Genomic DNA, 25,559 nt, shown 5'->3' with positions numbered 1-25,559 from the left:
GAGGCGGTGACGCCTCACCCTACTCGATGTTTAGCGCTTTCTTGATTAATGCTCCCAATGATAGTGGTGCGCTTTCGCTTCCACATCATCTGCCGTTTGTTGCGGCATAAAGGTGGCATTGTCTTGTTCAAAGAAGAACGGTTTGCGTTTTTTCTTACTGCCCACTTCGTTCATGGTGGCCGACTCGTATACGCGTCCATTTAGTACAGTGTATTCTACGAATTCACTCTTTCTAATGTCGCTTAATACGTCGCCATCAATCACCACTAAGTCAGCAAGTTTACCTTTTTCGATACTGCCAAGATCTTTGCCCATACCTAGGTGTTTCGCGCCATCAATAGTACCGCCGCGTAGCGCTTCCCAAGGCGTGAAGCCACCTTGTTCCATGATCCACAGTTCCCAGTGCGCCGCTAAGCCTTCACGCTGGCCGTGAGCGCCAATATGTACACTGACCCCATTATCTCGAAGCTCTTTGGCGTAGCTTGCTACGTTTTGGTGGTTGTACTGGTTTTCTGGCGCAGTAGGTCTGCGGATCGCACGGCTATCTAGAATAGTCGACGGGGTGTAGCGAAGAAGACGCGGGTTCTTCCACACTTCGGTTTTGTCGTACCAGTACTCTTCACCCATCATGCCGCCGTACGACACCACAAAGGTCGGCGTATAGCCAAACTCTGTGGCTTTCCATAGTTGAGTAACATCACTGTAGCCTTTTTCCACAGGAATGCTGTGCTCAAGACCCGTATGGCCATCTACCAACATAGTCAGGTTCTGCTGAAGCTTACCGCCTCCTTCAGGCACTACCATCATCTCTTGATTTTTTGCTGCCCACAGCACTTGCTGACGCTGGTCACGACGGGGCTGGTTGTAGCTTTTCACGGAAATAGCACCGGCTTCTTTCAAGCGCTCTACGTGGAAATAGGCATCTTCATAATTGTTGATAATCGCTTTATAACCTAGTCCTTCTGCACCGTATAAAATAGTGCCGGTGGAGTAGATACGCGGCGCAACAATATCGCCTTTACGCTGTAATTCTGCCGCAGCAAAAATTTCTGTCGTGTCGTTTGAAGGGTCATGAATGGTCGTAACACCGAATGACACATTCGAGTACTGACTCCAGTTTTGCTGAGGAATAATCTCATTGCGGCCCTGCGAGCCGTGAGCGTGTGCATCAACAAGCCCTGGGATAATGGTTTTTCCCGTTGTGTCTATTTGCATTGCATCATCAGGAATGGTCACATCACCACGTTTACCCACTGCTTCAATGCGGTTGTCTTTAATCAGCACAACGCCATCTTCAATCACCTCTTGGGTGTTGTCGGCATCGCGCATGGTTACCACTTTACCGCCAACCAAAGCTTTGTAACCAGATGGCTTATCAGCTTTAGTGGTGAACGACAAATCCATACCTTCAGCTACTGGCTCAGGTAAGGTTTCCGCAGCGCCATCAACAAAGGCAAAGGCTTCATCAAGTGAACGGCTAAATAGCGTAGGGCCGTTAAACCAGCTTAGGGTTTTATTGTCAGGCGACCACGTTAAATATTCACCCGCGCGGCTTGAAAGCTGCGTTACCGGCAGTGAGGTCATGTTCGGGCCTATGGTAATGCGCTTGCCATTTTCGACAAACGGCGCCACATACGTTTTGAACTGGTAAACAAACGCAACCCATTTCTTATCATGTGAAAGTTTGTACTCACTTACCTTATCTGCACCGTAAAGGTGAGTTCGCTTGTCGTTACCTTTAAGGTTAACGCTTGAAAGCTGGGTTTCGTAGTAAGCTTCGCCGCCCGCTGATTCGGTGAAGTACACCCGGTCATCGTTACCTGCGAAATGCGCGTTATAGCCGCCTTCAGAGACTTTTTCTACCGTGTCTTCTTCAAGGTCCGCTACGTAAATACCTGGCTCAACCGAGTATTTGGGGTCTAGTAAGTAGCCGCCGGTAAATTTGCGGAAAACCACTTTCTCGCCATCGGCAGAGAACGACGGCTCAATGTAGTGACCTGGCTGCTGGGTAATAACTTTTCCTTTACCACCGCGAGCAGAAACCACGCGAACGGTACCTAGGTCTTGGTCATTCCAAGTCGTATAAACAATCGACTTTCCATCGTTAGAAAAACGCGGATAGTATTCGTCGTGATCGTTTTGTTTCGTTAATCGTTTAATTTTGCCTGACTTCACATCGCGCACATAAAGTTTACCTAGCGCTTGGAAGAGAACGGTTTTACCGTCGGGCGACATTTGAGACCAGCGAATCATACGAACGTCAAATTCATCTGGCGCTACATCAACGTCAAAGCGAAGCGCATCTGCGAATTTCACCGTGCCTTCAACGGTTACGTCCATGGTGCTGGTGGTTTTATCTTTCACGTCGATGGTGTGGAACTTACCACCTGTCCAATATACGATTTTGCTGCTGTCTGGCATCCAGTCGAAGTAGGCAAAGTAACCTTCCGAGCCAAAGCCTTCTTGCATATCTCGCTCTAGTTCTAACGTCAGTGGTGTTTCTACACCTGTTTTGATGTCTTTTATGAAAAGCGCGGTTCTATCTTTAACACGACGCACAAAAGCGATGTATTTACCGTCAGGTGAAGGTGTAGGGACTACAGCGCCGCCCGTACCGCTAATATAGCGGCTCTCTTCGCCGGTTTCGCGGTCGTAGCGAGTGATAGCAAAAATGCCTTCTAACGGGTCGCGGTTATATTCAAAGCGGGCACCCGGAACGGTATTTTCGGTAAAGTAAATGTACTTGCCGTCATGAGAGAATACAGGGTCGGCAATGTTTTGTTGGTCGCGCTTTCCGCTGTTACGAGCTTTAATTTGTAGGCCGTCACCACCTGATTTGTGGTACATCCAAATCTCGCCAGCCGGAATACTACGGCTAGACATAATGCCTTTGGTAACCACTAGGTATTCACCGTCTGGGCTCCACTTAGGAGAGTGGATAAGATTGCTTTTCTCTTTGGTTACCTGACGTAGATTACTGCCGTCAATGTCCATAACCCATACATTGCTTAATCCATCTTTATCCGAGATGAATGCGATTTGCTTGCCGTCTGGAGAAATTGAAGGGTGAATATTCCATGCGAAGTCTTGCGTAAGCGGCGTCGCATCGCCGCCACTCATGCTAACTTTGTACAAGTCGCCCAGCATATCAAAAACCATGAACTCGCCGTTTGGTGCAACGTCTAAGCTAGACCACGTGGTTTCGTTTGTTTTGATAGTGACTTCGTTTAATGCATAAGGTGGGTTGCTGACTTCCCACGTTTCAAGCTCGGGTTCTGTTTTTTCTTCACTGTCGTTCTGGGCGAATGTGGTAGGTACTACACCTAAGCCCAAAGCACTTACTAGCGTGATGGCCAGTAAACTTTTCTTTGTCTCTATCATAATTGTGTTTCCAACCGCTTGTTATTTATTTTCTGTCTACATCAGAGTACATGAGTTAGCCTGAAATGACGCACTCTTGAATTGTAAAGCTAAGGTTAATCTTACTTCAAAGTGGGAGAGATTCATTTACCTAATGCGATTGTAAGTCTGATTTTAGCGTTTAACTTTCATTGAACTATTCTCGATAATCGTTACTATTCGCATTTATTTCGCAATATGTGAGCGCTGTTTTGAAACTTTGGGTACGACGACTGCATCTTATTTTAGCGCTGGCGTGTGGGTTATTTATTATTTGCCTCAGTATCACCGGTGCGCTGCTCATTTATGCAAAAGATATCCAAACCTTGGTCCAGCCAGAAAAGTGGACCATAAAGCCTCAAGGCTCGCCGCTACCGCTTTCCAGTATTGTGAACTCGTTAGAAAACCAGACGGGTAAGAAAATTGAGCTTTTAATGCCCGAGTCAGACCATGAGCTCGCTTGGCAAGCGAAGCTCAACAATGGCGAATACGTAAGCGTAAACCCCAACTCTGCCGAAATACTTCATAGATACGGTTATTACAGCACGTTTTATGGGTTCACCATGGCTATTCATCGATGGCTGTTGTATCAAGATGGTGATAACGAAAGGCCACTTCGAAATTGGGTGTCTGTTAGTGCCTTAGTTCTACTTCTTGAAGTAATTGTGGGTTTTTACCTTTGGGTCAAGCCAAAAAATAGAATAAAACGCCTTGCGATTAAACGCCGCGCTAAGTTTCGAATTCTCATGTATCAACTTCATACAGTGCTGGGCGTTTATTTAGCTATACCGCTCATACTTATCGCGTTTAGCGGTATGGCGTTTAATTGGAAAGGCGCTACGCAGCAGGTGGTGGAAGCTGTTACTTTTTCAGAGGTCGAGACTAGGCCAGTTCCAGAGCCGTTAACTTACGACACGAATATCACACCAGTGGCGATTGATGACGCCTACCAAAATGCCATGGAAGTTTTTCCCAATGCGTCACTATTTCGCATTTACTTTCCACAAAATTCAGGCGAACACATAGGTTTCAGAATGCAAAACCCCGGCGAGTCTCACGCCTACAGCTGGGTTTGGACAAACCCTCAAAATGGAGAAATAACGGGTTATTACGATGCATCAAAAGCGAACATAGCGACGCAGGTTTGGAACTTCAAATACAAATTTCACATAGGCGATTTCGCAGGCCCATTGCTCGAATTCATCTGGTTATTTATCGCATTACTTCCAGCGTTTTTTACAATTACAGGGTTTTATTTTTGGTATAAACGCCATTACAAATGACGCGCTTTTATGGCTGAGCGACGGGCTTCAAATTCATCTCATCTAGATTTCATTATCTAACGCTTATTATTAAAACCACCCAAGATAATGAGAATAATTTTCATTAGCTTTACATTGCGCATCTACACCTTTAGTATAACGCGCCTTTCGTAACCTATTTTCTTAAAAGAGTTTTCATGTTTAGACCATCGCTTACGCTCATTGCCTTAGCCGTTAGTGCGCCTTCTTTTGCTAATGATGCCCCAAAGGATATGGAACGTATTATCGTTTCTGGAAGCCGTGTTATTGAAAGTATTGATGAAGTACCAGCGTCAATCACCGTTATTTCAAGAAAGCAGATTGAAGATCACCTGAAGGTAAACCCCGAGTTACAGAGCTTGTTAGCGCAGATGGTGCCGGGCTTAGCTCCAGATACAGGTAGTTCGAGCAATACTGGCCAGTCGTTGCGCGGACGAGCTCCGCTTGTGATGATTGACGGTGTGCCTCAGTCCACGCCGCTTAGAAATGGCTCGTTAGGTGTGAAAACGATTGACCCTAGCGCGCTTGCTAGAATTGAGGTAATTAAGGGCGCTACGTCTGTTTATGGCAATGGAGCGTCAGGCGGTATTATCAACTACATTACCAAACAAGCAACAGCGCAAGACACGCATGAAGGCCAAGTGAGTTTGTCTTCACGTTTTAGCGCAGTGAAGCTTGAAGAGTCAGCCGGTGCGCGTATTTCAGCTGCGATTAACGGCAAGGTGGAGAATTTCGATTACCTTGTTACCGCCAGTTACGAGGAAAACGGCGTTCAGCGCGATGCAGAAGGCGACATCTTAGGTTTGCAGTACGGCCTGTCAGACGCTGAAACACAGAATTACTTTACCAAATTAGGTTACGATTTCGATCAAGAGAAACGCCTTCAATTTAGCTACAACTACTTTAGCTCTCAACAAAAAACTGATTTGGGAGATGTTCCCGGAGACATCAACGAAGGTGTTAAAACCTACGCTATTCACGTACCTGAAGCGTTGCAAAAACGCGGGAAACCTCAGGGGCCTGACGGAAATGAGAACATCACCCTGAAATACACAGACAGCAATATCTTTGTAAACAGTGAAATGACGCTTGATGTGTACTCGCAAGATATTGAGAACGTATTCTTCTTTTCGCCTAACTTAGCTAACCCCGATGAAGGCTACGACGGCGGCCAGTCTATTATTCGCTCTGAAAAGCGCGGCGCTCGCGCAACGTTTAATACTGCCATTGATTTCGATGGCGTAGAAGCCACGTTTATCTATGGTATCGACGCGCTAAAAGACACTACCTCACAGCCGCTGGTTGATGGGCGCGTATGGGTACCTGAAATGGAAATGGACAGCTTAGCTGGCTTTTTACAAACGAAATGGGTAATTAGCGACGACGTTATCGTAAAGGCTGGTGTGAGAAGGGAAAGCATCGACTTATCGGTTGATGACTACGAAACACTGAAGCTGTGTCGCTCTGAAACTCAATGTTCTGTTCCTCTTCAGGTTAAGGGTGACACTATAGATTACGACGCAACTACTTATAACATCGCGATAAAGTACAACTGGAGCGACAGCTTTAGCCCGTTCTTCAATTACTCGCAAGGTTCAGACATCGCTGACATTGGCCGTCTACTGCGCGCTGCAACGGTAGATGATATTGGTCTTATCCAAACGGAAGCTTCTATCATCGATAACTACGAAGTGGGCTTCACCTCTCTTTTCGACCAGGTACGCCTTGAAGTTGCGGCTTACAGAAGTACATCTGAACTCGGTACGACCAATAGGTTCAACGAGGTGACAGGTGTGTATGAGCCTGTTCGCGCACCGCAGGAAATTTGGGGTTATGAAGGCTTAGTAGACTATCGAATTTCAGAAACGCTCCACGTGGTAGCCACATATAGTTACGTTGAAGGGAAAAATACCGAAGCTGATGTGTACCTTGGCTCTCGCCAAATTAGTCCACCCAAAGCAACAGCAAACGTAAATTGGAAGCCATCAGACACTTTATCGCTAACAGTTAGCTATCTTTATGTGGGTGATCGTAAACGCTTCTCGCCGAATGCTGACGGCGACTATGTGGGCGATCAAGGACCTATATCAAGCTATAATATTGTTAACCTAAGTGGACAGTACCAGTTCGCTGAAAACTGGAACGCGTTTATGGGCGTAGAAAACCTGTTTAACAGCGATTACTATCCTGCGCGCGCTCAGTCATACACCTACGGTGGCTACAATATTAAAGGGTTAGGCACCACAGCAACCCTTGGTGTGAGTTACTCTTTCTAACCAATACCACCTCGCCTAATACGGGCGAGGTGTCTTTTTCTTCCCATCACTTTCAGTGATGCTTGTCTATTACAGCAATAATCGCTAATTTCGTAACAGGTCATTAACAGTGAATTGTGTAGGAATTACCGTGAGCAACGCTGAACAACAAATGCATTATTCTACTTGTACGCTTTGTGAAGCAATGTGTGGTATTGAGGTGGCGACGAAAGGCCGTCAGATACTGTCAATAAAAGGGGATAAAGATAACCCCTTTAGCCAAGGCCATATTTGCCCGAAAGCGAGTGCGTTAAAAGACTTGTACGATGATCCTGACCGCTTGAAGCGCCCTGTAAAAAGGGTAAGACTTGACCGCGAGGCGAGTGCATCGGAAGACAGCGCATGGGAAGAGATAGGGTGGGATGAAGCCTTTGATTTGGTCGCAAGCAAGTTACACCACATCCAGCGGGCACACGGTAACAATGCGGTTGGTGTGTATTTAGGTAATCCCAATGCGCACAATATGGGCTCAATATTATTCGGGCCGTATTTCTATCGTGCCCTCAAGTCGCACAACCGCTATTCCGCTACCTCCGTTGACCAGTTGCCACATCACATTGTTAGTCGACGACTGTTTGGTCATATTTCCCAAATTCCTATTCCTGATATTGATCACACGCAGCACTTTATGATCATCGGCGGTAATCCGCTGGCCTCTAATGGCAGCATTATGACCGTGCCAAACGTGAAAAAGCGTTTAAAGAGCATTCAAAAACGTGGAGGGAAGGTCGTCGTTATCGACCCTAAACGCAGCGAAACTGCCGATATCAGCTGTGAACATCACTTTATTCGTCCAGGCAGTGACGCGCTATTACTGCTGGCTATGTTGCATGTATTGTTTGAAAAGCAGCTACACAAGGCGGATGAAATTTTACCTTATGCCGAGGATATAAAAGCGGTTGAAAAATACGTTCGCGATTATTCACCACAAAAGGTGAGCGAGTTTACCGGTATTTCGGCTTCACAAATCACTCAGCTTGTTTTGGACTTCTGCAATGCTGAGTCTGCAGTTTGTTATGGAAGGATGGGGGCTAGCGTACAAGCGTTTGGTACGCTCACTCAGTATCTAATCATGCTGTTTAATATGCTCACCGGAAACCTAGATAAGCGGGGTGGCATGATGTTTACTCAGCCAGCCGCTGACGTATTACCTGTATCAGGCAAGGGCAGTATGGGCGGATTTACCTCTCGCGTACGGGGACTTCCGGCGTTTGCGGGTGAATACCCGGTAGCGTGTTTAGCAGAGGAAATCTTAACCCCCGGAGAAGGGCAAATAAAAGCCATGGTAATTGGTGCAGGTAATCCCGTGGTCACTACGCCAAATGCAGAGCAGCTTGATAAGGCATTTGATGAACTCGACTTTATGGTTGCGGTAGACTTTTACATTACCGAAACCTCCCGTCATGCTGATGTGATCCTTCCTCCGGTAACCGCGCTAGAGCGCGACCACTACGATATTGTTTTTCACAACTTTGCCGTGCGAAATTTTGCTAAGTACTCTGAAGCGGTGGTAGACATTGATGAAGATCAGCTTACCGATTGGCAAATTTATCTATCTTTGGCTGAAAGACTCGACGCGCTAAACGGCAAAGGTACCGCACACTATGCGGCACTTTGGGATAAGCAGCCTAAAGGTGTGGTTGACGATTTATTACAAGCTGGGCTGTATGGTCGAGGGGCAAACGAAAGCAGAGACGCTCAGCCTAACTTAAATCAAACTTCACCCGACATTCCCTTAGAAGGGTTGTCGATTGATACGCTTAAAGCACACCCACACGGTATCGACTTGGGGCCGCTACAACCGTCTTTGCCTAATGCCTTGTTCCATGAAGATAAGAAGATTCACTTAGACTTTGATTATTTCATGGCTGATTTAGACAGGGTTAACGCGCATTTCTTTGGAAAAGCGAAACATGCTACGCCGCAAAATCAGTCCGTCGTTTTGATAGGGCGCCGGCATATTAAAACCAATAACTCGTGGCTGCATAACAGCACTCGTATGGTGAAAGGTAATAACCGCTGTACGTTGCAGCTTCACCCTGATGACGGGGCAAAATACGGCATTGCAGATGGCGATGAGGTAAGTGTGAAATCGCGGGTTGGCCGGCTAACCATAGAGGCTGAAATCACAGATGCAATTATGCCCGGCGTGGTATCTATTCCCCATGGATGGGGGCACAACAAAAAAGGCATAAAGCTGTCTGTGGCAAGTCAGAACCCTGGGGTAAACACCAATATTCTTACTGACGATTTACAGGTAGACGAATTATCGGGAAATGCGGTGCTAAATGGCGTGCCCGTGGAGCTAGAAAAAGTAAGTTAAGCACGCAAAAAAACCGGCATTTACTTGCTAGTAAATGCCGGTTTTTGTGAGAAAGTACTCAATTAAGCACCTATTCTTAGGTCATCGTAACAAACTCTTCTGCACTGGTAGGGTGAATAGCTACACACGCATCAAAGTCGGCTTTGGTCGCACCCATTTTTATGGCAACGGCGAAGCCTTGCAGAATTTCGTCCATGCCGTGCCCAATACCGTGAAGGCCTACCACTTTTTCGTCTTTACCCGCGCATACCAGCTTCATCTTGGTCATTTGACGGTGGCGGGTTACCGCGGTGTACATAGACGCAAAGCTCGAAGTGTAAACCTTGATGTTGTCCTCGCCATATTCTTCGACAGCTTCTGGCTCGGTTAAGCCAATAGTGCCAATGGGTGGGTGACTAAACACTACGGTTGGAATCATCGAGTAATCCATGTGAGCGTCTTTTTGGCCGTTAAATAAACGTTCGCTAAGCAAACGACCAGCCTTAACTGCTACCGGAGTAAGCTCTGCTTCACCGGTAATATCACCAACTGCGTACACGTTTTTGGCTGTGGTATTTTGATACTTATCTACTTTAACTGTACCGTCATCACTTAACTCAACGTCGGTATTTTCAATATCAATTTTGTCGGTAGAGGGTTTACGGCCAATCGCCCAAATCAGGCAGTCAGTTTTTAGCACTTCGCCATTGGTTAAGTGTACTGATAGCTCACCGTCGTCAGCTTTTTCTACTTTCTCAACGCTCGCGTGGTCGTGCAGTTTGCAGCCTTCAGCGTGGATCATATCAACCAAAGTTTCGTGAATAAGCGGGTCGAAATTTCTAAGCGGCGCGTGTTTGCGAACTACCAGATGCGATTCTGTGCCAAGGGCGTGAAGAACGCCAGCCAGTTCAACGCCAATGTAGCCTGCGCCAACGACGACAGCGCGCTTAGGCTGCTCTTTTAGGGCAAAGAAACCATCAGAATCAATACCGTACTCAGCACCTTCAATATCTGGGATGATTGGGCGGCCGCCTACAGCAATCGTAATATGGTCAGCCGTGTACTTTTCGCCGTTGACTTCTACCGTGTTGTTATCAATAAACTTTGCAAATCCGCGAATTAAGGTAACGTCGTTTGCAGTAAGCACGCGGTCGTAAGAGGCATGAATACGCTCAATATAAGCCTGGCGGCTGGCAATCAGGCTGTCCCAGCTAAAGTGATTTACCGACAAATCGAACCCGTATTCAGGTGCGTAGCGGTGGATAGCTTCAGCAATTTGGGCTCCGTACCACATGGCTTTTTTAGGCACGCAGCCAACGTTCACGCAAGTACCGCCAATATCTTTCGCTTCAATAATGGCGGCCTTCTTTCCATGTTTAGCTGCACGGTTTGCAGATGCGATACCACCGCTGCCACCGCCAATACATATATAATCAAAATGTGTCATTCAAAAAGCCTTCTTTGTCGGTTAGGCGAACATAAACGATAAGCATAGATGCCTTCGGTAGGTTCGCACAGCAAATCATTCTCTATCGGTCTTGTTATAAAGAGTGATTAAAAGACCGAGATTTGCTTTAGGGAATTTCATTTAGTTTATCAATGGGGACAGTGCAGCCTAATAAAAAGGCTAAGGTAAAGCGAGGCATATTCATGCACCGCCCGTCCTGTTTTCAACACGAAACCTTTAAAGCTTATTTACTTATAGTAGCAGAAAGCTCTTCTGGTTCTATTTGAATACTAAACGCTTTTCCACGCTCTTCTTCAAAGTGCACGAGTTTTTGAATGGTGGCATCACTAAACACATGTCCCTCGGGAAGGATAAGGATGTGACTATCGTTATACAAATTTTGGGCGAGGACCATGCCCGCCTTAAGCTGCGTGGCTTTCAATGATGTCGAGAGCAGTTTAGACGTTGTCACATCTTCAGCTTCGAGTAAAAGGTCCAAAAACTCGCCGTCATAGCGGGTATTTCGGTGCTTTTTCATTTCTAATTTGGCATCGCGAGGGCTCATTTCCACACCACTCATTCTGCCGGTTACCAAGCGCCAATAATCTCGGGCAATCGCTAAAATACGCGCGCCTGCGGGAATTTCTTTGGCAACTTTGTTATACAAACCAGAGCCATTGTAGTGCTCGAATTGAAACTCGATGATATCTGAAACTTGATGCAGCTCGTGCGCCGGCGCGAGGATCAGTGCCGCCTGTTTGGTTTGCGACAAGTAATTTTGTTGCTGTTGATATTTAAGCTTTGAAAATGGCGCTTTGAAATCTTCGGTTTCAAGCCCTAGCAGGCCTAGCTCACAAATAAGGCCGGCATAGCGCACTTGTTTTATTTCGTCTTTCTCTAAACGAGCAATACGCGCAAGTTTCGACGCTAACTCACTCACCTCAATAGCAAACTTACCGTTGATGTTTGGATTAATGCTTATCACGTTGAACAGCACCTGCTCCATTGCAAGGTTGTGTTTTTCGATTTTATTTAGCGCTGCTTTTATCTGGCGCGTGCGCTTTTGAACCACTTGTTCCAGCGAAGCGTTTACGTCTCTAAGCTTTCTGTTTTGAAGGCGAGTAAGTTTTTGAAGACGCGTATTTTCGGCCTTCAATTTAACCCGCTCTAGCCCTTCCTCAACCACAGATATTAATTCTTGGTTATCCCACGGCTTTTGAAGATATCGATGAATTTTACCTTGGTTAACGGCTTTAATGGTTGATTCGATATCGGCATATCCTGTAAGTACAACTCTAAATGTATCGGGGTAATTAATAGCAACTTGCTCAAGAAGCTCAGCGCCTGACATTTGAGGCATTTTCATGTCTGAGATTACAACGTGGACCTCGTGATTACTCATCAGTTCGAGTGCTTTAGCACCGCTGTCAGCAAGCAGTAGCGTAATATCCATAGTGAAGAGCGCGCGTTTAATTGCACGAAGAATATTAGGTTCGTCGTCGACAAATAGCACGGTATAGGTTGAAGCTTGTTCAGTAGGCTCTGTCATAAAAAATTATCCTTATACGCGACGTAACTAATATCACATGCTATTGCATTATTTGACACTATAACTTCATGCATTATTAGTCTCACCGTTATTTTGTGAGTCTTTGGAAACTGGGTTGGTTGGAAGCGCTAGCGTAAATGTACTGCCTTCTCCTTCGGTGCTAGAAGCAGATAGCGTTCCACCGTGTTCTTGCGCAATACCAAATGAAATTGAAAGTCCTAAACCCGTTCCTTGTCCTTCCGGTTTTGTAGTGAAAAAAGGATTAAACAGCTTATCAAGGTGGCTTGGCGGTATTCCGCAGCCGGAATCTTCTACTCGTAACTCAACAAACTCGCCAACAGTGCACGTTGTGATAATAATTTTTCCGTTTTTGCCAGTAGCTTCAATAGCTTGACCAGCGTTAATGAGAAGGTTAGTTATCACTTGAGATATTTTACCAACGTTCATATCTACGTCAGGGATCCTTCCTAAATGCGTTTCTACTGTACATATGTATTTTAGTTGGTTATTAACCATGGCCAATGTGGTTCGCACACAATCATTAATGTTGTGTTTTTGCATTTGATCGCTATCAACGCGAGAAAACAATTTAAGCCCTTTCACTATCTCAGCAACGCGCTGCAAGCCTTCGCGAGAGTCACCGAGCAAGTCGGAAATATCTTCATTGATGAAAGCCATATCTTGATTGCCCAGCATTTTTTCTAGTTTATTGAGAGCAAGCGCGCGTTTTTGCTCATCCTTCTCGTCTAAAACAACCTGAATCTGCGAAAAAATCATTTGATAAGTCGCAACGTATTCACTGAGTGTTGAAATGTTGCTGCTAACAAAACCTACAGGGTTATTAATTTCGTGGGCAACACCAGCTGCGAGTTGCCCTACTGATGCCATTTTTTCAGCCTGAAGAAGTTGTACTTGGGTCTCTTTTAAATCTTTGTTCGTTTCTTCTAGCTGATAGTTTTTCTGGTTAAGTAAGGCTGTCCGGTCTTGCACTTTTTCTTCGAGAAGTGTGTTTAGCTCTTTAAGGTCATCTTGTGCACGCTGGCGCTGTTCGTACTCTTCCTTTAGCCGCTCAACGAGTTGATTAAATGCCTCAGCGAGCTCGCTTAATTCATCTTTCCCCCTAACAGGAACAAAAACTTCTTTATAGTTATTGTTTCTTACCGCCTCACCTAAGTGCTTAGCACCCTGCAAAAGCTGCTGAAGCTGAGACATTAAAAAGGAGCCGAGTAAATACGAACACAAACCAACTAGAACGAACTCCATCAGAGCGAGGGTTACCGTCCAGCTTCTAACCCTAGAGACCGATTCAGTAACTGAGGCTATGTTTAGGCCAATTTCAACATAGCCGTATAAGGTATTGTTTACCATAATTGGAGCACGGGTGTCATATACACCATCGTCAGCTTCTGACACCGACAAGTCAGCTTCAAAGGGACGACTAAGCGCGGCTTCACTACCTTTCTCTACGAATATATTGTTTGTTTTATCTTTTACTCTCACGTATGAAATATTAGGGTTGGTTAATATTTCGGATACATCGGCATCAAGTGAAGCTAAGTCATAGCTTAAAAAAGCATTCTTTGTTGTAGATACAAAAAGTGCAACCGTGGTGTCTGCAGATTTTTTGATGTTGCTGTCAACAAGATCGTTTAACAATTGAAACACAGTCACAAGGAGCACCAGCAGCAAAAGTGCAGCGATACTTGCAATTCCGGTAATCGTTTTAAACCGTAACGACAGCTTCATATGTTCATTTCTCATAGGTGCGGTCTTGAAAGTGACGCAATTCCTAGGTTTCTTACGTCGTCCCAATCGCTGTCTCTAGAGGCAATAAATCCGCCCAATCCAATGTCACTTAAAATTGAGGACTTACTGCTGTCATTAGATAATGCAATCAATGCATTAAGAATAGCTTGTCTATCGTCTTCTGCCATTTTTGGGTGCGTCGCGATGGGGTGGGGCGTATAGCCCTCACTTTGCCACAGCACACGAAGGTCATTTTTTATTGCTTCTGGAGAGATATTAAACGTGCGAAAAATTCCGCCACCTGCTTTAAAAAAATTACGCTGCACTGATAAGTAAACCGAGTCGTGAGATTTCACGTAACGAGGAATGAATACGATGTTATTTTTGCGTAAGTGAGCGCTAGTGATAATAGTCGCTGCAAACGCGGCGGGCGCAGGAAAAGCAATTTCAGACCCGTTTAAATCTGAAAGCGTTTGAATTGGACTGTCTTTGTGGACCACAATCAGCCCACGTATTTTTTTGTCTGCCTGATGAGCAAGTGCGCGATAACCCACAGAGTCGTTAAAAACCACAAAATGATAAGGGTTCATGTAGGCCAAGTCATAAAGTCCGGCAGTTAGGTTAGCTTCGAAAGTAGGAATGTCTTTGGCCGTTCTAAATTCAACGTTAAGACCAGTGTAATTACTCACATAATCAATAAATGGTTGCCACTTTTCGGTCATTTTCTTGGCAGATTGCTGAGGAACAACGCCAAACGTTAGCGCTTTTCCCTCAGCTGAAAGCGGGACTAAAGTAAACCATAGAGCGATTAAAATGCACGTTGCTGGCCAAGACATAGTCATTTCCTTCTTATTCAAACTACAGTGACATGAATTGCTCTAGCACATTGGTAAGATCATGATTTGAGAAAGGCTTTTGAAGCGTCGCATCAGCACCGATTTCCAGCGCACGCTCAAGACTTATGTCATCTAAGGCTGATATGACGATAATTTTCAAATCTTTGTATTTGCTTTGTTCTCGGGTGAATTCGATAACACTATAGCCATCCATGCCAGGCATACTAAGGTCCAGCGTCATAACTTTAGGCTCGTACTGGCTTAACATGATTCCCGCTTGGAATCCCCCAGTCGCTATGTACGAATCGAAGCCTGCGCGTCTTGCCACACGCTGTATCGACTTGGCCACCGGCATCTCGTCGTCTACGATCAGGATGGATGGTGAGGCAATCCCTCTGAGCGCATCAGGAATAGGCATATCATGGCGTTCAAGGAACTCAATAAAGTCCTCAACAAGAATACGATTGTTACCACGTCCCGGAAGCTTGAAGCCCTTAAGCTTTCCGCTTTCAATCCATCGAATTACAGTGCGAAGGTTTACGTCGCAGTACGAGGCTATTTCGCCTGATGTTAAGGTTTTCATATCAATACCTTGTAGATTTATTAATCAGAATTATAGCTGTAATACGACTAGGAGACAAAGTAGACAAAAGGATTAGATGCGACATTTGCGACATGCCTGGAGCCGCCGTGATGTGAGATTAGGCAAATCTGACGACTACCCCTACATGGAAAAGAGCGCTCAGTTTAACGATCTATGGTGCAGTTTCGTGATCCATAGCCTTAAACTAGAAGTAACTTCAAAACAGGTCAACAGATGCGTAAACAATAACTTGTTTTTAGTCAGCGAAGCCCCATCATTATTCTATCAAAGCGTTAAGAGTGAAAAAGATTATGACAACCCCTGCAATAGAAATGGTAGATGGACTACCAATTTTTTCTGCTATTGAACCAGCCTCTATTAAGCCTGCAATTGAAAAGGCCATTGCGGCATGTAAAAACGAAATAGAAGAGGTCGTGGCGTCGAAAGATTACTCTTACCAGAATCTAGTGCTTCGCCTTGAAGAGGTGGACGACCGTTTAAGCAAAATGTTCTCGCCGGTGTCTCATATGAATAGCGTGGTGAGCAGCGATGAATTGCGTGAAGCCCACGATGCGTGTTTGCCACTATTATCGGAATATGGAACTTGGGTAGGCCAGCACGAAGGCCTTTACAATGCTTATGCTTCCCTCAAAGCGTCTGACGAATTTGCGACCTTAAGCGAAGAGCAGCAGAAAGTGATTGAAAACGCCGTTCGCGATTTCACATTGTCAGGTGTAGCGCTTCCCGCAGAGAAAAAGAAGCGTTTTGCAGAGATTCAGGCAAAGCTAAGCGAGCTATCGTCAACCTTTTCTAATAATGTGATGGACGCCACTATGGGCTGGACAAAACACATTACCGATGAAGCTGAACTTGCCGGTATGCCAGAGTCAGCCCTTGAAGCTGCGGCGCAAGCTGCGCACCAAAAAGACTTACAAGGCTGGTTGTTTACGTTAGACATTCCGTCTTATTTACCTGTAATGCTTTACGCGGATAATCGCGAACTTCGCGAAGAAATGTATCGCGCCTATGCCACAAAAGCGTCTGATCAAGGCCCTAATGCGGGTAAGTGGGATAACACCGATATAATCAAAGAGACTTTAACGCTGCGTACTGAACTGGCTGAATTGCTAGGCTTTTCAAGCTATGCAGAGCGTTCATTAGCAACCAAAATGGCAGACTCTACCGATCAGGTCATCGGGTTCTTGCGTGATTTAGCGGCTAAGTCTAAGCCTCAGGCAGAAAAAGAACTCGAAGAAGTACGAGCATACGCGAAAGACAAGCATGGTGTTAGCGAGCTAGCGGCATGGGATTTACCGTATTACAGCGAGAAACTGAAACAGGAAAAGTACACGATTTCTGATGAAATGCTGCGCCCTTATTTCCCAGAAGATAAAGTACTGTCTGGCCTGTTTGAGGTGGTGCACCGCCTGTATGGCTTAAAGATTATCGAGCAGCCAGGCATCGACACATGGCATAAGGACGTACGGTACTTCACCATTACTGACGATGCCGATGTGATGCGCGGCAGCTTTTACCTAGACTTATACGCACGAGCTAAAAAGCGTGGCGGCGCGTGGATGGATGAATGTCGCGTACGTCGTGAAAAAATGAATGGCGAATTACAGCTACCCGTTGCGTACCTTACCTGTAACTTCAACGCACCTGTAGGGGATAAGCCAGCGCTATTTACCCACGATGAAGTGGTAACCATGTTCCATGAGTTTGGCCATGGTATTCACCACATGCTTACTAAAATGCGCGTAGCGGGTGTGTCGGGTATTAACGGTGTACCGTGGGATGCGGTTGAATTGCCAAGCCAATTTTTAGAAAACTGGTGCTGGGAAGAAGACGCGCTTAACTTTATCTCTGGTCACTATGAAACTGGCGAACCGCTTCCTGCTGATTTATTAGAGCGTATGCTTGCTGCACGGGATTACCAGTCAGCGATGCAGATGGTACGCCAGCTTGAATTCAGTCTTTTCGACTTCTTACTGCATAGCGAAAAGGGCAGTGAGGTAGACGTACAGGGCACATTGGATAAAGTACGTGAAGAGGTGGCCGTGGTCATTCCTCCATCGTTTAACCGTTTCCAAAACGGCTTTGGTCACATATTTGCTGGTGGATACGCAGCGGGCTATTACAGCTATAAGTGGGCCGAGGTGCTTTCTGCCGACGCGTACAGCAAGTTTGAAGAGGATGGCATTTTTAACCGTGACACGGGCAAAGCGTTCTTAGAAAACATTTTAGAAATGGGCGGCAGTAAGCCTCCTATGGACTTGTTTGTTGCTTTTAGGGGGCGCGAGCCGCAAGTTGACGCTTTGCTTCGTCACAGCGGTATTAAAGGCTAGGCACACATGAAAGAGTCTAAGCTAGAGTCTTTTCAATCTATCTACCGCCGAGCGTGCGAGCGCAAAGGCGGTGAAAGGGTGCTTGAAGCTATGCTCCAAGCACCACTTTCTAAAGCGCAAATTGAAGCCATTCCTGACGACCGTTTTTTAGCGGCGATGACCAAAAAAGTGTTCCAGTCAGGCTTCGTGTGGCGAGTTATTGAGCAAAAGTGGCCCGACTTTGAAACCGTATTTTTCGGGTTCGACATTGATAAAGTGTTGTTGATGCCCGATGAAATGCTAGAGCAAAAAGCGTCAGATAAGCGCATTGTTCGCAACTATAAAAAAGTGATGACAGTGCGTGACAATGCCATGATGATCAAAGACGTAGCCCTGGAGCACGGCAGCTTTGGTAAGTTCGTAGCAGGCTTTGAAAAAGACAATATCACTGAGCTTTGGGCGTTTTTGAAAAAACGCGGTGCGCGATTAGGTGGCAACACCGGCCCCTACATGCTTCGTGCACTGGGCATAGACACGTTTTTATTCTCTCGTGACGTGGAAGATTACTTGCGAAAGAATGAAATTATTGACGGTGGCTTAACCTCGAAAAAGTCGCTGTCGGCGGCCAATGCCGCATTTGCGCAATGGCATGAGGAAAGCGGCCGTTCTTTGCAAGAGATCAGTGCCATTGTTGCCTATAGTTGGGGCACAAACAATCAGGTAGTGTAGAGCAAGCTGCTCTAGTCTTCTAAACAAGGGAGCTTGTGCCTTGCAGGCTCCGCTTTTGTGAAGGTCAAAGGCTTGATTTACATCAGGAGACAGTCAGGCATAAAGCTTTTGCTTGAGCACACAATCCTATACACTTCGGCATTAATAAAAATATTCAAATTACAGGACTGTCATGAGCGACAATCAAACTCCCGCTACGCAAGCAGACTCTGCAATCGACAATGCTACTGAGCATACAACGCACTTTGGTTTCAAACAGGTGGATAAAGGGCAAAAAGCCTCTTTGGTTGCTAATGTTTTCGACTCTGTTGCAGCAAAGTACGACGTAATGAACGACCTTATGTCGATGGGAGTGCATCGTTTATGGAAGCGTTTCACAATAGACTGCAGCGGTGTTCGCGCGGGCAATAAAGTATTGGATATAGCCGGTGGTACTGGCGATTTAACCGCCAAGTTCTCTCGCTTGGTAGGCCCTACAGGGCGCGTAACCCTTGCAGATATCAACTTGTCTATGTTGAAAGTAGGCCGTGATAAGCTGCGCGATCGCGGCTTGGTAAGCAATATCGACTATGTGCAAGCTGATGCAGAAGCACTGCCTTTCCCCGACAACCATTTTGATGTGGTGACCATGGCGTTCGGCCTTAGAAACGTAACGGAAAAGCAAAACGCGCTTAATTCTATTTTTCGCGTGTTAAAACCAGGCGGCCGTTTACTGGTATTAGAATTTTCTAAGCCTACGTCAGAGCAGCTCAGCAAACTTTACGATATGTACTCGTTTCACATTTTGCCAAAAATGGGTCAGCTAGTGGCGAACGATGCAGAAAGCTACCAATACCTTGCGGAAAGTATACGTATGCACCCAGATCAAGAAACCTTGAAGGGGATGTTCGAGCAGGCTGGCTTTGAGCAATGTGATTACCAAAACCTGACTGGCGGTATTGTAGCGCTACATAGAGGTTATAAGTTTTAATGCCTACTTCTGCGCTGGTTACCGCAACGGCTGAATCGGTTTTAAACAAGTTGCTGTCTTTAGACGAAGACAGCGAAGCAAGGCTAAAAGCGCTTGCTGGCGCTAGGCTTACCGCGTTCATATCGCCGCTTCCGTATGGTATTACGCTGTCGTTTTCTGACCGTATTGACGTACTCAGCGAACAAGGCTCGTTTGAAGACGCCGTCGCGTCCCTTGGGCCAAAAGACTGTTGTATTAAAACGTCGCTACAAACCTTGCCAGAGTTAAAAGAAACCAGCCAATTGACTCGTCTTATTCAGCAAAAAGCCCTCTTTTTGGAAGGAGAGCTAAATGTTGCTCAGCAAGTCAGTGCCTTGTTTCAGCAGCTCGACATCGACATTGAAGAGTTACTGGCACAAAAGACTAACGATGTTATTGCCCATCAGACCTTGAAAACGGTGAAAACTGTGCATGAGAAGTCGATGTCAGCACTAGCGTCCATGGCGAAAGTATTCGGAAACGCCGTAGTAGAAGAAAAGCAGCTTGCTGCACACAAGCTGGCGGTTATGCATTTTAGTGACGAAGTTAATGCGCTTCGCGATCGAGCAGAAAGTGCCGATGCGCGATTGCGCCGCCTAGAAGAAAAATTTAAGTAAGATTGAGAGAAACAGGCTCATAAATGCGTATTGTTAGGTTATACCGAATTAACAAGGTATTGTTGGAACACGGCTTAGACGAACTTATTCCAGCAAAGTGGTTACCCTGGTATGCGCGGGCTATGCGTCATACCATTTTTTGGGTGCGAAACAAGCACAAGGGCAAGTCAGCCGGCGAGCGTATTACCCTTGCACTACAAAACCTTGGGCCTGTTTTTATTAAATTCGGCCAAATGCTCTCTACCCGCCGAGACTTGCTTCCCCCTGCCATTGCTAACGAACTTGCCCGTTTACAAGACAAAGTTCCGCCGTTTTCATCAGACGTTGCACAAGACATTATCAAGCAAGCGTTGGGGCTTTCTGATTTAAGCGAATTATTCAGTGAATTTGAAAAAGCGCCGCTAGCGTCTGCCTCTATCGCCCAAGTTCACGCGGCAAAGCTAAAGCATAACAATGAAGACGTTGTGGTAAAGGTGTTGCGCCCAGATATTCGCGATACCATCGTGGCAGACATGGAGCTTTTATTTAGCTTGGCTAACGTGCTTCAACGCTGGCTTCCCGATGGCAAACGTCTGCGTCCTGTGGAAGTGGTTGTTGAATATCGCAAGACCATTGTTGATGAGCTTGATTTACTACGTGAATCTGCGAATGGCATTCAGTTAGGGCGTAACTTTGAAGGTTCTGACGCGCTGTATGTACCTAAAATTTACAGTGACTATTGCCGCAGTAATGTGTTGGTTATGGAGCGTATTTACGGTCTGCCAATCTCAAATATAGACGCATTACTTACCCAAAATACCAATATGAAAAAATTGGCCGAGCGCGGTGTGGAAGTTTTCTTCACTCAGGTATTTCGCGACAGTTTTTTCCATGCAGACATGCACCCGGGCAATATCTTTGTTTCTACCGAACACCCTGAAAACCCCAAATATATCGCCATCGATTTTGGCATTGTGGGTACGCTCAATCGTGAAGATAAACGCTATCTGGCTGAGAACTTTATTGCCTTCTTCAACCGCGACTATCGCAAGGTTGCCCAGCTTCACGCCGACTCAGGCTGGGTACCGCAAGATACCAATATCGATGAGTTCGAGATGGCCATCCGCACGGTATGTGAACCTATATTCCAAAAGCCACTAGCTGAAATATCCTTTGGTAACGTGCTACTGCAGCTATTTAATACGGCACGACGTTTCAATATGGTTGTGCAGCCACAGCTTGTGCTACTGCAAAAAACATTGCTGTATATAGAAGGCTTAGGCCGTCAGCTCTATCCTCAGCTTGATTTATGGAAAACCGCCAAGCCGTTTCTTGAAAACTGGATGAAAGAGCAGATTGGCTTTACCGCCATGATGGGGAAGGTGAAAGACAACTTACCTTTCTGGTCTGAAAAACTACCTGAAATGCCAGACCTGCTGTACGACAGTTTACAGCAAATGAAGCGCTTGCCATTGCAACAACAAAGAGCACATTTGGCACTGCTTCAAGAGCAAAAGAAAACAACTCAGACCACTCATTTAAGCGTAGTGGGCGCCACCTTTGTGTTAATGACAGCAATTCTGCCAATGTACGATTTATCTTGGTATTTCCCTGCAAGTACAGGCGTAATTGGCGCAATTTGCTGGTATTTAGCTTGGCGGAAAGGGCATTAATTTTTGTTACGCTGCGGTGAAATATTTATGAAATCCGTAGTTTATCAATTAATTTGTATAGTAATCGTCCCGAAGAGTGTTATAGTGACTATGGCTCTAAGCCAAAGTCTTTAAATAGACGCGATTTTGTATTATTTGCTATATGTTAAACCACTCGAGTTACCCGGTAATTTGTTGTAAGTTGTTTGTCCATTCGTAAGTAAGACCCAATACTCCGCCAATTTAAAGACTCTAAAGAACTTAGTTACACGCGCTTATGCGCAATTTAATACGATATTTGAGGTCTATACGACATGTCTAAAGTTACAGGCACAGTTAAGTGGTTCAACGCTGATAAAGGTTACGGTTTTCTAACTCAGGATAACGGCGGTAAGGACGTATTCGTTCATTTCCGTGCGATCATCTCTGACGGTTACAAAACGCTTCCAGAAGGTCAGCGAGTAGAATTTGAAGTTGAAGAAGGTCAAAAAGGTCTTCAAGCTGCTAACGTGCAAGCTATCTAAGAATTCAAAAACGGCGGTCATTTGACCGCCGTTTTTCTTTCTGTTGTCTGGGTTTCCACGCTCACGCTAATTACACGACTAGGCTTTTTTCCCATAAAGCGTTTGGTCTACAACTTTTAATGCATATATCTCTATAGAGTAGCGCTTTTAGTCATCTACAAGTCTACAGTGTAGCTATTGCAATCTTTTCTCAACTACACCATACAAGCATTCGTTCACCCCAATTAATTTGATGCTCGCACCATAGTCCTAATATCGGTATGTCACGGTATTGCGTAGTCATAGCGTTTAATGCTTTACTCATCACAACGACCATTTAGGTAACACCGGTCCGTACAGTTAATTACCTACTAAGCAAGACGCAAAGTGTTTGTAATTACGGCCTGTTACTGCAGGTATAAATACGTCTAAAAGGAGTGCTTAATGCGCATACTATCAACGCTTCGATCCTCATTGGCCACTGCGCTACTTATTCTTTGTTCAAACCTTGCTAATGCAGCCCAAGTAAATGAACAAGTTGCTGGTCAGAGTATTTTGGCAAAGGTGCTAAATATCGAAATCCGTATGGCAGATGTCGTGCCTAGTGAAGAAGAACGTGAAAACTTGAAGCAGCAAGCGAAAGACAATTACGCAGGTATGCTTGATTATGTGGTCCGTGTAAATGCGTCTAACAGAATTTATGAGCTTGTTTTAGAGGACTATGCAAAACAAAAAGGCATAATTGTTAATCAAACACTGGTAAGCAAGTTTATCGAGAAGTTTGAAGGTCAGGTTTCAAGTGAAACGGCAACGAAACCCATTAAAGAGATAGCGGCCAAGCAGGTTATACAGTTTCAAACAGAAAAAGCGATGTATGAAGAGTTTGGAGGGCGTGTTATCTTTCGCCAGTCTAACCCGCAAATGCCGATTGATGCATACAATGCTTTGCTATCTCGCTATCGCGATGCAGGTAAACTTAACATAATAGATGAGGACTTGGGCGATGCATTCTGGGGTGTATTTACGCCGCCCTATCAATACGAAATTGCGCCGGAAAATATTGATTTTACTCAGCCATGGTGGCTTTAGATAGTGGCCTTAAAAAGTGGCGTTAATCTGCACATCAAAAACTAAAGCACCTGACGTAATTCACTGAAAAACTAAGAACATTGAAAATAAAGGGCAATACCTTACTATGGGTAGTGAAAAAACAGGCGGTATAGACGCAATAGATAAAGCCATTTTGGCCATGCTACAGAATAGCGCTGACACACCTGTTGCAGAAATCGCTGAGCAAGTCGGGCTTACGGTAACGCCCTGCTGGCGGCGTATTCAAAAGCTAGAAGAGAAGGGCATAATCTCTAGGCGAGTAGCGCTGTTGCAAGCAAAACACTTGGGGCTGGCCATGACCGTTTTCGTGCAAGTAAAAGCGGGCAGACATGATGGAAAGTGGCTGGCAAGTTTCGCCAAGCACGCCGCGTCGTTTGATGAAGTTGTTGAATGTTATCGTATGTCTGGCGAATACGATTACCTGCTAAAAGTTCTCGTTACCGATATGGATTGCTTCGATCACTTTTATAAGCGATTAGTTAACGGTATAGAATTTTCTGACGTAACTTCAAGCTTTGCAATGGAGCAGATTAAGTACACAACCTCGGTACCGTTAAACCACATTTAAAATCAAAAAAATGGGGCCGGTTTGACGGGCCCCATATAAATTAATGATTTTGGTCTTCAACGTGCTGGTCGGCGAATATCTTGGATTTCTTTTTGATTTTACATCCTAAGATACGCTGCGCATTTTTACGGCCGATATAGTGAGCGACTGTGTAGGGGTGCGCGCGCTTGAAGAACCGTGAGAACGAATGGAATACGTTTTCCATGGTATTGGCTCCTTCTATTAAAAATTGCCCCAAATAAAATATAGTAATATTACAGTTTGATGTCAACAAAATATTTAAAGGTAAATAACGTTTAAATTTTGATCACGCTTTTAGGCTAGCCTAGCTAAAGCTAAACATCCTCTAATCATTGGTATACATTGTTCGAGGGAAAGGATCATATTTTGATCGCAGGTTGCCAGATCGAGTTCGTGGATTGGGGGTACTGGTCGCCGCAAATGCCCCCAAGCACAGGAAAGGCGTCGGGAACCGCAAGAAACTCGCAATGTACAGCGTTGAGTATAGCGCTGAATAGAAAGTGAACACCACTGACTTTCAATGATGTTCACTATTGTTTCAAGTAATTGGGATCCGCTGCGATCCCATCAATGAATACTAGTAGTAAGAAAGCTTCTCTGATTTACCGGAGAATATCTTATATACCATGGCGGTATAAGCCAAAATAATAGGTACAACAATAACTACGCCAACAAGTAAGAAACGCAGAGAGCTTGCATCACTAAGCGCATCCATCACCGTCATCTGTCCAGGTATGATAAACGGATAGTAGCTTATGCCGAATGCGGTGAAACAAAGTAAAAATACTAGAAGGGCAATAAAGAACGGAAGCCATTCGCCTTTTCCTTGTGCATCAGGCAGTTTTTTAAGCAACACACCACAAAGTGCTAGAAGTGCGAAACACGCTACCGGAATAGCGAAAAGCACATAGCCCCAAGGTGCTGATAGCCATAAGTCTCGCACGTCATCGTGTAGGGTTAGGTTTGCGATACTTACCGCAACAATCCCTACAGCTAGCACTCCCAAACCTCTTCTGGCCCAGTAATATGCTTTTTGTTGAAGCTCACCTTCACCTTTAAGTATTAACCAGCACGAGCCAATAAACGCATAAGCTGCTGTAACACCAAAGGCAGCGAGTAGTGCAAAGCCTTGGGCCCAAATATCTGTGCGAAGGCCTGTCACGTAAATACCTAACATGTAACCTTGAGCCAGCGTAGTCAACAGTGAACCGTATTTGAAGACTAAATCCCACTTACGTTTTTTTACCTGTACAACTTTGGCGCGAAAATCAAATGCGACACCGCGCAAAATAAGTCCCAATAACATGAAGGTCGCAGGCAAATACAAGGTTTGTAAAAACTCACTATGGGCTTCAGGGAAAGCAATAAGCAGAAGACCAATGGCGAGAACAAGCCAGGTTTCATTAGCATCCCAGTAAGGCCCAATAGAGGCTATCATGTCATCGCGAAAGGCTTCTGTTCTTGGCGGAATAAGTACACCCACACCCAAGTCGTAGCCATCTAAAATGGCGTACAACAATACAGATAGACCAAGTAAGCCCACATAAATATTTCCGAGCATTTCTGCTGATACGTTTTCAAACATAT

General features: G+C 45.3%; 19 protein-coding genes. 11 read left to right on the top strand and 8 right to left on the bottom strand.

Translation table 11 applies throughout. The features are described from left to right. Positions 1 to 45: 45 nt before the first annotated feature. Positions 46 to 3,381, bottom strand: a complete 3,336-nt coding sequence (locus ACX5KA_RS15625) for an amidohydrolase family protein (protein ID WP_458731618.1) — start codon at positions 3,379 to 3,381, stop codon at positions 46 to 48. Between the two features lie 230 nt (positions 3,382 to 3,611). Here ACX5KA_RS15625 and ACX5KA_RS15620 point away from each other — a divergent pair, with 230 nt between their 5' ends. From ACX5KA_RS15620 to ACX5KA_RS15610, 3 genes are all read left to right on the top strand, one after another. Then, entirely contained in the window at positions 3,612 to 4,682 is a 1,071-nt protein-coding gene (locus ACX5KA_RS15620) for a PepSY-associated TM helix domain-containing protein (RefSeq protein ID WP_458731617.1), read from the top strand. Positions 4,683 to 4,858: 176 nt separating this feature from the next. Continuing rightward, positions 4,859 to 6,976: a TonB-dependent receptor gene (locus ACX5KA_RS15615; protein WP_458731616.1), complete on the top strand. Its 2,118-nt coding sequence runs from the start codon at positions 4,859 to 4,861 to the stop codon at positions 6,974 to 6,976. A gap of 130 nt (positions 6,977 to 7,106) precedes the next feature. Then, on the top strand, positions 7,107 to 9,338 hold the full coding sequence (locus tag ACX5KA_RS15610; RefSeq protein WP_458731615.1) for a molybdopterin oxidoreductase family protein: 2,232 nt from the start codon (positions 7,107 to 7,109) through the stop codon (positions 9,336 to 9,338). A gap of 76 nt (positions 9,339 to 9,414) precedes the next feature. On the opposite strand, the gene gorA is transcribed toward ACX5KA_RS15610, so the two are convergent. The 5 genes from gorA to ACX5KA_RS15585 form a co-directional block, all read right to left on the bottom strand. Then, positions 9,415 to 10,764 (bottom strand): glutathione-disulfide reductase, encoded by a 1,350-nt coding sequence (gorA, locus tag ACX5KA_RS15605; protein ID WP_039217907.1) that lies wholly within the window; start codon positions 10,762 to 10,764, stop codon positions 9,415 to 9,417. Positions 10,765 to 11,008: 244 nt separating this feature from the next. After that, positions 11,009 to 12,313, bottom strand: coding sequence for a response regulator (locus tag ACX5KA_RS15600; protein WP_458731614.1), 1,305 nt, complete (start codon positions 12,311 to 12,313; stop codon positions 11,009 to 11,011). 66 nt (positions 12,314 to 12,379) lie between these two features. Beyond that, a complete protein-coding gene (locus ACX5KA_RS15595) occupies positions 12,380 to 14,059 on the bottom strand; it encodes a sensor histidine kinase (protein WP_039218062.1) in 1,680 nt (559 codons plus the stop codon). 11 nt (positions 14,060 to 14,070) lie between these two features. After that, on the bottom strand, positions 14,071 to 14,895 hold the full coding sequence (locus ACX5KA_RS15590; protein WP_039217902.1) for a phosphate/phosphite/phosphonate ABC transporter substrate-binding protein: 825 nt from the start codon (positions 14,893 to 14,895) through the stop codon (positions 14,071 to 14,073). 22 nt (positions 14,896 to 14,917) lie between these two features. After that, positions 14,918 to 15,478, bottom strand: a complete 561-nt coding sequence (locus ACX5KA_RS15585) for a response regulator (protein ID WP_039217899.1) — start codon at positions 15,476 to 15,478, stop codon at positions 14,918 to 14,920. Positions 15,479 to 15,789: 311 nt separating this feature from the next. On the opposite strand from ACX5KA_RS15585, the gene prlC reads away from it, so the two are divergent. The 8 genes from prlC to ACX5KA_RS15545 all read left to right on the top strand — a co-directional run bounded on the left by prlC (position 15,790) and on the right by ACX5KA_RS15545 (position 23,951). Further along, positions 15,790 to 17,826: an oligopeptidase A gene (prlC, locus tag ACX5KA_RS15580; RefSeq protein ID WP_039218060.1), complete on the top strand. Its 2,037-nt coding sequence runs from the start codon at positions 15,790 to 15,792 to the stop codon at positions 17,824 to 17,826. A 6-nt stretch (positions 17,827 to 17,832) separates the two neighbouring features. Further along, positions 17,833 to 18,534, top strand: coding sequence for a DNA-3-methyladenine glycosylase I (locus ACX5KA_RS15575; protein WP_039217897.1), 702 nt, complete (start codon positions 17,833 to 17,835; stop codon positions 18,532 to 18,534). A gap of 172 nt (positions 18,535 to 18,706) precedes the next feature. Beyond that, entirely contained in the window at positions 18,707 to 19,504 is a 798-nt protein-coding gene (ubiE, locus tag ACX5KA_RS15570) for a bifunctional demethylmenaquinone methyltransferase/2-methoxy-6-polyprenyl-1,4-benzoquinol methylase UbiE (RefSeq protein ID WP_014950941.1), read from the top strand. Then, positions 19,504 to 20,139, top strand: a complete 636-nt coding sequence (locus ACX5KA_RS15565) for a ubiquinone biosynthesis accessory factor UbiJ (protein WP_458731613.1) — start codon at positions 19,504 to 19,506, stop codon at positions 20,137 to 20,139. The genes ubiE and ACX5KA_RS15565 overlap by 1 nt, the downstream gene beginning before the upstream one ends. Positions 20,140 to 20,162: 23 nt before the next feature. Beyond that, complete coding sequence (gene ubiB, locus ACX5KA_RS15560) at positions 20,163 to 21,791, top strand: ubiquinone biosynthesis regulatory protein kinase UbiB (RefSeq protein ID WP_458731612.1); 1,629 nt, start codon at positions 20,163 to 20,165, stop codon at positions 21,789 to 21,791. 293 nt (positions 21,792 to 22,084) lie between these two features. Then, on the top strand, positions 22,085 to 22,294 hold the full coding sequence (cspE, locus tag ACX5KA_RS15555; RefSeq protein ID WP_012519905.1) for a transcription antiterminator/RNA stability regulator CspE: 210 nt from the start codon (positions 22,085 to 22,087) through the stop codon (positions 22,292 to 22,294). Positions 22,295 to 22,717: 423 nt separating this feature from the next. After that, positions 22,718 to 23,362 (top strand): hypothetical protein, encoded by a 645-nt coding sequence (locus ACX5KA_RS15550; RefSeq protein WP_458731611.1) that lies wholly within the window; start codon positions 22,718 to 22,720, stop codon positions 23,360 to 23,362. 106 nt (positions 23,363 to 23,468) lie between these two features. Then, a complete protein-coding gene (locus tag ACX5KA_RS15545) occupies positions 23,469 to 23,951 on the top strand; it encodes an Lrp/AsnC family transcriptional regulator (RefSeq protein ID WP_458731610.1) in 483 nt (160 codons plus the stop codon). A 40-nt stretch (positions 23,952 to 23,991) separates the two neighbouring features. Here the strand turns inward: ACX5KA_RS15545 and ACX5KA_RS15540 are convergent, their stop codons facing one another. Both ACX5KA_RS15540 and ACX5KA_RS15535 read right to left on the bottom strand, forming a co-directional pair. Further along, on the bottom strand, positions 23,992 to 24,156 hold the full coding sequence (locus ACX5KA_RS15540; RefSeq protein ID WP_014950935.1) for a hypothetical protein: 165 nt from the start codon (positions 24,154 to 24,156) through the stop codon (positions 23,992 to 23,994). Positions 24,157 to 24,549: 393 nt separating this feature from the next. Beyond that, positions 24,550 to 25,557, bottom strand: coding sequence for a cytochrome d ubiquinol oxidase subunit II (locus tag ACX5KA_RS15535; protein ID WP_458731609.1), 1,008 nt, complete (start codon positions 25,555 to 25,557; stop codon positions 24,550 to 24,552). Positions 25,558 to 25,559: the final 2 nt, after the last annotated feature.

The sequence above is a fragment of the Alteromonas alvinellae genome (assembly GCF_902705805.1).
Note: the sequence above shows the minus strand (reverse complement) of the source record. Positions and strands in the feature narration are given on the sequence as shown.

What these genes read in the sequence shown, in the direction of transcription:
- ACX5KA_RS15575 (WP_039217897.1), top strand. Translation starts at nt 17,833, where the DNA reads ATGAAAGAGTCTAAGCTAGAGTCTTTTCAATCTATCTACCGCCGAGCG.
- ACX5KA_RS15550 (WP_458731611.1), top strand. Translation starts at nt 22,718, where the DNA reads ATGCGCATACTATCAACGCTTCGATCCTCATTGGCCACTGCGCTACTT.
- ACX5KA_RS15535 (WP_458731609.1), bottom strand. Translation starts at nt 25,557, where the DNA reads ATGTTTGAAAACGTATCAGCAGAAATGCTCGGAAATATTTATGTGGGC.
- ACX5KA_RS15595 (WP_039218062.1), bottom strand. Translation starts at nt 14,059, where the DNA reads ATGAAGCTGTCGTTACGGTTTAAAACGATTACCGGAATTGCAAGTATC.
- ACX5KA_RS15625 (WP_458731618.1), bottom strand. Translation starts at nt 3,381, where the DNA reads ATGATAGAGACAAAGAAAAGTTTACTGGCCATCACGCTAGTAAGTGCT.
- gorA (WP_039217907.1), bottom strand. Translation starts at nt 10,764, where the DNA reads ATGACACATTTTGATTATATATGTATTGGCGGTGGCAGCGGTGGTATC.
- ACX5KA_RS15600 (WP_458731614.1), bottom strand. Translation starts at nt 12,313, where the DNA reads ATGACAGAGCCTACTGAACAAGCTTCAACCTATACCGTGCTATTTGTC.
- prlC (WP_039218060.1), top strand. Translation starts at nt 15,790, where the DNA reads ATGACAACCCCTGCAATAGAAATGGTAGATGGACTACCAATTTTTTCT.
- ACX5KA_RS15590 (WP_039217902.1), bottom strand. Translation starts at nt 14,895, where the DNA reads ATGTCTTGGCCAGCAACGTGCATTTTAATCGCTCTATGGTTTACTTTA.
- cspE (WP_012519905.1), top strand. Translation starts at nt 22,085, where the DNA reads ATGTCTAAAGTTACAGGCACAGTTAAGTGGTTCAACGCTGATAAAGGT.
- ACX5KA_RS15615 (WP_458731616.1), top strand. Translation starts at nt 4,859, where the DNA reads ATGTTTAGACCATCGCTTACGCTCATTGCCTTAGCCGTTAGTGCGCCT.
- ACX5KA_RS15540 (WP_014950935.1), bottom strand. Translation starts at nt 24,156, where the DNA reads ATGGAAAACGTATTCCATTCGTTCTCACGGTTCTTCAAGCGCGCGCAC.
- ACX5KA_RS15545 (WP_458731610.1), top strand. Translation starts at nt 23,469, where the DNA reads ATGGGTAGTGAAAAAACAGGCGGTATAGACGCAATAGATAAAGCCATT.
- ACX5KA_RS15565 (WP_458731613.1), top strand. Translation starts at nt 19,504, where the DNA reads ATGCCTACTTCTGCGCTGGTTACCGCAACGGCTGAATCGGTTTTAAAC.
- ACX5KA_RS15585 (WP_039217899.1), bottom strand. Translation starts at nt 15,478, where the DNA reads ATGAAAACCTTAACATCAGGCGAAATAGCCTCGTACTGCGACGTAAAC.
- ubiE (WP_014950941.1), top strand. Translation starts at nt 18,707, where the DNA reads ATGAGCGACAATCAAACTCCCGCTACGCAAGCAGACTCTGCAATCGAC.
- ubiB (WP_458731612.1), top strand. Translation starts at nt 20,163, where the DNA reads ATGCGTATTGTTAGGTTATACCGAATTAACAAGGTATTGTTGGAACAC.